This is a genomic window from Candidatus Kurthia intestinigallinarum (assembly GCF_003991225.1).
GTDB lineage: Bacteria > Bacillota > Bacilli > Bacillales_A > Planococcaceae > Kurthia > Kurthia populi.
In genome coordinates this window covers 1-1,157 of the sequence record NZ_JTFC01000047.1, presented here as the reverse complement: position 1 = coordinate 1,157, position 1,157 = coordinate 1, and the positions used below count along the sequence as shown (strand labels likewise).

General features: G+C 39.3%; 1 protein-coding gene. It reads right to left on the bottom strand.

Going from position 1 to position 1,157, the window contains the following annotated elements; all coding sequences use genetic code 11:
- Positions 1-436: 436 nt before the first annotated feature.
- Positions 437-1,157, bottom strand: a 721-nt coding sequence (locus tag QI30_RS18525) for an MFS transporter (RefSeq protein ID WP_126992060.1), incomplete at its 5' end; no start/stop codon positions are given.

The following is a 1,157-nucleotide window of genomic DNA, read 5'->3' as shown; positions in this document are numbered from 1 at the left end:
CTGTCACTCTGGCGTGACAGTTTCCCCAAGATCAAAATCAAAAGAAAAGACCTTGGGCGTTGCCCAAACCCACGAGGGAAAAGTTTCCCCTCGACCCCCTCCAAAAACTCCCCCATCCCCCTCAATTTTGAGGGGGCTCCCTCGCCGGTAGGCAGGTCAAAAGGTGTTGCCTTTTGACGTGCCGAGAGGGTTCGGGTTTTGCGAAATTCGTCAACTCCTTAAATTCCTTCCCGTTGGTCAGTCAGACATTTACCGTTGACGAATGCCACGTTTTTCGTTCTGCAGCTCATCAGCTTTTAGACGAAAAAAAAGACCGTCAAATGACGATCTTCGTTCTTCAATAAACGCGCCCTTTAATGGAACAAAAAGATTTGAATTCCTGTTATAAAAAAAGGATCAATTTTGAACTCTCTCCCAAAGTTGATCCCTTAACGATTTAGAAATCCCTTTGAGAATGTTTATATACATTCAAGGTAACCAGCCAACTAATGACAATGATTCCTGAAAAAAGTAATAACAAATTACTATACAGATAAGTTGACTGATCAACTTCCATAGGTAACAACCTTTGATCAAGTAAGGGTATGGATAATAAACCACCTACAATTGCAATACCTGTTCCCTCTGATAAAAAGCTGGTAAAGTTAAGCAAACTCATTCCAGCACCAGCTTCCTGCTGTTTCAAGCTACTTGAAACAATTGTTGATATAACTGTTTTGGTGAACGAAAGCCCACCTAAAACAAATACGATTATAATTGTCATGAACCATGATGTTGTTTCTAAAAGAAAGGAAGCAGTTAAAAAGCTAACAGAAAGAAATGTAACTCCGATGTTTAACACGTATAAAGGACCTCTTCTATCAACAAGTATCCCACCAATGTAGCCGAAAATAATGACACTCATTGTTCCAGGGAAAATAATTACACTTCCGATTTCGGCAGTACTTAGCTGGTGAACATCTTTCATCATATAAGGAACCATAGAGACAAACCCTGCTACTGTTCCAAATATAATTCCCCCACAAAGAACTCCAATCATAAAAGGTATATTTTTCCCTAATCCGGGATCAACAAAAGGATCTGTTACTTTCCTGATATGTTTTACAAATATCAGGAATGACAGCACGCTAACGATAAGAAAAGAAATGCTATATGAT